The organism is Gemmatimonadales bacterium (genome assembly GCA_030697825.1).
Taxonomy (GTDB): domain Bacteria; phylum Gemmatimonadota; class Gemmatimonadetes; order Gemmatimonadales; family JACORV01; genus JACORV01.
Genome location: JAUYOW010000238.1, coordinates 1 through 5,472, shown reverse-complemented (window position 1 = coordinate 5,472; position 5,472 = coordinate 1). Strand labels below are relative to the sequence as shown.

Annotated in this window: 2 protein-coding genes; both read right to left on the bottom strand. The window is 72.2% G+C overall.

Translation table 11 applies throughout. The annotated features are described in order from the left end of the window. Positions 1 to 727: 727 nt before the first annotated feature. Positions 728 to 3,781 carry an amidohydrolase family protein gene (locus Q8Q85_12415; GenBank protein MDP3775059.1) on the bottom strand — a complete coding sequence of 1,018 codons (3,054 nt, stop codon included), beginning with the start codon at positions 3,779 to 3,781 and terminating at the stop codon, positions 728 to 730. Between the two features lie 34 nt (positions 3,782 to 3,815). Then, the coding region (locus Q8Q85_12410) for a hypothetical protein (GenBank protein ID MDP3775058.1) at positions 3,816 to 5,472 on the bottom strand (1,657 nt) is incomplete at its 5' end.

Sequence of the window (5,472 nt, the reverse complement as noted above, 5' to 3'; positions counted from 1 at the left end):
AAGAAATCCTCGCTGCTCCTGACGTATCGCCGCAGCACCCAGCCGATGCCGAGCACGAAGGCGAAGTAGACGAGCAGGATGGCGTAGTCGATCGCGCCGAGGTGGATCTGCTGCACGGGCGGTGCTCCCCCAGAACGGTCCGTACGGCGGACGGGCCCCAACACATACCGCGCCGGGGCCCCGCGACGCAAGCCGGGAGCTGCCGGCGCTGGACGAAGGGTGGCGGTGACGGCCGGTCTCGGCTGCGCGTCGTCCTGGGACCCCCTTCATCGCCCATGACACTTGCATGACAACTGCCCCGGCTCCCACTACTAGACTGGAGGCCGGACGCGCTCGGTCTGAGCCATGGCTGCACACGCTCATCGGCGGCAGGTTCTGCTCTTCCTGGTTGCCATCATCCTTCCCTGCGTGGTGCTGGTGGCGCTGGGGCTGCGCATGGTGGCACAGGAGCGGGAGCTCAGCGAGAAACGCCTCGCCGACGAGCGCCGCCGGCTCTCGGGTCAGCTGCGACAGGATCGCGCCGCCCGGCTGGACCGGATGGCACTCCAGGAAGCCACGGCCCTCCTCGCCGACCCGGAGCGCTCCACCCTCCGAGCGTATGAGCATCCGGCAGTTGTCCTCGTCGCCGTCGTCCGTGACGGACACCGGCTGACTACTCACGGGGTTCGCGATCACCCTAGCCTGTGGACTGGTAGGGGTGATCGCGTGTTTCGAGAGCCTGACGCCCTCAGCGCCGCGCAGCGCGCAGCAGCTCCCCGCTCACGCCGCCCGTGGCGGCCATCCGTTGCAGAGATTGGCGGTCCACCACCTCGCCGCCTTTGATGACCATCCAGATGCGCCGGGTGTTGCGGATGTCCTGGCGCGGATCGTCGTCCAGCAGGACGAGGTCCGCCAACGCCCCTTCCGCCAGTCGGCCCAGCTGCCCCTCGGCCCCCAGAACCCGCGCCGCCTCGGTGGTGGCGGCCGCCAGCGCCGCCCTGGGGGGGAGCCCGGCGGCCACCAGCTCCTCCAGCTCGACGTGCAGGGCCCAGGGGATCGGTGGTTTGTCCGATCCGGCGACGATCCGGACGCCGCCCCGGTACGCGGTGCCCGCGCTGCGGCGCGCGAAGTCCGCGGCCGGTCCATACCACTGCACGGTGCGCTCGTCCATCCGGTAGTGCCACCACCGGAGGAACGGGGTGACGAGCGGGTCGGTTTCGATCCGCCGCCGCAGCGACGAGTCGCCGTAGGCGGTCGCCTGCAACGAATAGCCGGCGATCGTGGGCGTGTTGTACATGCCCGCCGCGCGCCACAGCTCGACGACGTCCGCGTAGATCAGCTTGTCGGTGCGCGTTGCCGATGGACCGAGATGCTCCTGTCCCGCGATCCCCGCGGCGATCAGCGGCAGTTGCGTCGCCTCGTGTCCGCTGACGGGCCACCCCTGGTCCGCTGCGGTCTCGACCAGTCGCGCACCGGCCTGCCAGTTGCCGAACGAGCGCATCTTGACGTAGCTGGTGCCGAAGGCGCGCAGCATCTCCATCGTCCTGGTGCGCGCCGCATCGTTAGAGGGCCCGTGGGCTCCGGGTGACGACAGCCCGCCGGCTCCCCAGAACTGAATGCCGCCGGCCACGATCCGCGGCCCGTGGCGCAGTCCGGCCCGGATGGCGTCGTCATGGCCCACCAGCCGCGCGATGCCGGTCGAACCCATGTCGCGGACCGTGGTCACACCATAGTAGAGCGCACCGGGGAGGACGGCGTCGTCCCACAAGTGCGCATGCACGTCGATCAGTCCGGGCATGGCCCAGCGGCCGGCGCCGTCGATCGCCTGCGTGCCGCGCGGCGCGGCGACGCTTCCCGCGGGAAGCACTCGCTCGATCCGGCCGCCGCGGAGCAGGATGTCGTGCAGACCCGAATCGGCCTGCGCATCCACGGCGACGAGCCGCACGTTACGCAGCAGCAGCGGTAGCGGAACCTGAACGCGATACTCCAGCGGCCATCCGAGCCGCTCGACGCTGCCGTCCGGCCGCCGCACCCGGAGTCCGTCGGTCGACACGTAGAGGACGCTGCCGTCGCGCGCCGCCGACGGGTAGAGGATCGCGTCGTCCGAAACGCGCGATGGCGTCCCGGCCCGCTCGAACGGCGCCGCGAGGTCGGCCCGCCACAGCAGCTCGTCGTAGACGTAGCGCAGCGACGAGTCCGCGAGCCACAGCAGGAACGCCGGGGACTCGTGCTCCGGCGGGAGCGTCACCGGCACCGAATCGCCGCTCAGGAACCTCAGCTTGCCGTACGCCAGGACCGCACGCGAGTCCGGACTCCACAACGGCTGCTCCTGCCCCAGGCCGAAGAACCCCCACCACGGGTACCCCTGAGCGAGCGTCTGTGTCGACTCGACTGCGGTGATCGGCACGCCGCGCGCAGGCGCGACGCGCAGCGTGGCCCGAAAGGCGGGCGTCGTGGGGGCGATCCAGTGCACGAAGGCGAGGAGCTCCCCGTCGGGCGAGAAGGCCGGCCGGGTCTCGGCTCCCTCCAGGGCGGTGAGGCGGCGGGTCGTTCCCGAGGCGACCGCGGTGGCGAAGAGATCTTCGGCGCCGCCGGCGCCGGCGCTCCAGGCCACCTCGCGCTCGTCGGGCGACCACGTCAGCCCGTCCGCAGTCGGCGGCACCGGGCCGACCCTGCGCGGGCGCGCCCCCACGTCGAATACCCACAGCGTGTCGAGCGCGAGCATCGCGATCCGTCGGCCCGAGGGCGACAGCGCGAGGCCGGCGAAGCCGTGGGCGCGAACCGCGCTCCCCGGTTCGGCGAACCGCTGCCCCGTTATGCGTACGATCCTGCGACGGATGGCCAGCCGCACCGTGAACGGGATCTCCCGCGGACGTCCGCCCGCGGCCGGCACCAGCCACAGTCTCCCGTCGGCGTGATAGACCAGCGCGTTCCCGTCCGGCGTCCATCGCGCGCCGAGCGGCGTCACGTCCGCCTGGGAGGTCACCCGCCTGGCGACGAGGGCGGAGTCCGCGACCCAAAGCTGGTATCGGCCCGACGAGTCGTCGGCGAAGAACGCGAGCCGCCGGCCGTCGGGCGCCGGCTCGGGCGTGCGGCCGTACAGGTCGCCGGCGAGCGCGCGCGCGACACCACCCTCCGCCGGCACCTCGAATAACCGCCCGCCCCGCCGCGTGGGGACGCCCGGCCCCGAGAACAGCAGCCTGGCGCCGTCACGCGACCAGGCCAGCTCCGGGATGCGTTGGGTGCCCCTCGGGAGGCTCTCCACCGCGACGGCGCGCTCAGCGCCGGTAGCGACGTCGAGCACCAGGAGGTCCCACTGCCCCTGCCGATAGCGGTTCCGGACGTAGGCTAGGTGCCTTCCGTCTGGGGACCAGACCGGACCCTGCGTGCTTACCGGCCCGGAGTCGGTCGTCAGCCGGCGCGGCGGCCCGCCGTCGCGCGAGACGACGAACAGCCCTGCTCCCCCCGGACGGTCCGCGCGGAACGCCACCCACCGGCCGTCGGGCGAGAAGACCGGGCCCTGGTCCTCGCTGGTGTCCCGCACCGCGTCGGTCAGCGGCACGGCCGTTCCCCCGTCCGCGGGCATGAGCCACAGCTGACCCAACACATCGAAGACTATGGTGCGGCCGTCGCGCGAGAGGTCGAAGGCGAGCCTGGTCCCCTCGTGCACGACGACGACCACGGAGTCCGGCGCTGCCTGATCGCCGTGGGGCGGGTGCGGCATCCACCCGCCCGACGCGCTTCCCGTGATGACGGCGGCCACGAGGCCGCCAACGGTCCTGCTACCGCGAGGCCGATTCATGGGTCGCTCCGGGTCGGAGTCGAGCGGGCGGCTCCTAGCGTGCGTCCTCCAGCAAGCCCTGCACCACCCAGTACTCCCACCGCGCCTCGCCGCTGACGATGCCGATGTGCGTCCCGTCCGGCGACCAGTCGGTGACCCTCACCAGGTCCGCACCAGGGTTGGGCAGCGCCACGTCGTGCTCGACGCCGGTCGCCACGTCCACGACGCGCAGCACGGCGCGACCACGGTCGGACCCCGTATAGGCGATGAATCGGGCGCTCGGATCCCACACGGCGCTCCAGATCAGCGGAACCGCGCCGATCCGCCGCGCACCGGAGCCGTCGCTTCCAACGACCCAGAGGGCACCGGCCCGCGGGCTGGCCTGCCCGGTGACGAGATCGGCCTGACGGCCGTACAGCACCCGGTCGCCCCGCGGGGAGAACCGCGGCCGCACCCAGTTGCTGAGCGGTGCCCCTTCGGCGTCGGCCGGAGCGGCCACCACCGGGCCGTCGGTGCGGCCGGCCTCGGCGACGACCAGCTCGCTCGCATTCGGGTCCGCCGCCCTCCGCCTGAACACGACCCGGCGGCCGTCGGCACTGAGCGAGATCGAGCCCACGGACGCGACCGGTGGGAAAGGCTCCCGCACGCGGCCCGTGCTCGGGTCGAGCGCCAGCACCGTCCCGGGCCGGGAACGCACGTCGGGCGCCGACAGGACCTCGCGTCCGTCCGCGGACCACCACAGATCCCACGCGATCCCTTGCGCACTCACCTCGTACCGCGTCAGGGTCTGGCGGTCCGCCGCGTAGATCGTGATCTCCCCCATCCCGGCGTAGGCGATCCGCCGCATGTCGGGCGACCACGCGAACTGGGACAATCCGTCCGGGTGACCCCGGACTTCCTGAGCACCTGCCGCTCCCGGCTGGCCGGTAGCCGAATCCACCGCGATCTGGTACGGGACAGATTCCGAGTTGTACGCGACGAGGTAGAGCCCACCCGCCTCGGTCCACGCGGTGGGGTGTCCGGCCTCGTTCGCGTACGCGAGTCGCGGCGTGCCGTTGACGGCCCCGTTGAGCACCGGCACCACCCAGATGCCGTTCGCGCGCCGGTACGCGATGGCGCGCCCGTCGGGGGACCACACCGAGAAGCCGCTGCCGGGCGCGTCGGTGATCTGCCGGCGCTCACCGCCGGCCACAGCCTGCACGAAGACATTCGTGCTCTCGCCCTGGCCTGCGGTGTACGTCACGAAGCGGCCGTCCGGGGAGAACGACGCCTTCGGCCATCGCGCGACCGTGTCCACCAGCGTGGTCATCGTGCCGCTGCCGACCGCGATCAGCACCAGCGAGGCGGGGCCGGACCTGGTCGGTGCCGGGCGGCGGGAGAGGAGATACCGGCCATCGCGGGACCAGTCCGCCAGTCTCCACCGGGGCACGTCCACCGGGAAGGTGGCCACCACCTGATGGGATGCGACGTCCATGATCTTGATGAACTGCCCGCGTGTCTGCTGGTCTCCGGCATAGTAGGCCAGTCGCCTCCCGTCCGGCGACCACACGGGCGACCAGTTCCAGGCCGCCGGCAGGCCGGGAGCGAGCAGCTCCACCGCGCCGGAGGCGAGATCGCGCAGGTACAGCGCGCCGTCAGTACCCATCTGGCTGTAGGCCACGCGACGGCCGTCGGGCGACGGGACCATGTCGTCGAGGTTGTTGATGTCGGTG

Excerpts from the sequence above, each read along its gene's own strand:
- Q8Q85_12415 (MDP3775059.1), bottom strand. The coding sequence starts at position 3,781 with ATGAATCGGCCTCGCGGTAGCAGGACCGTTGGCGGCCTCGTGGCCGCC.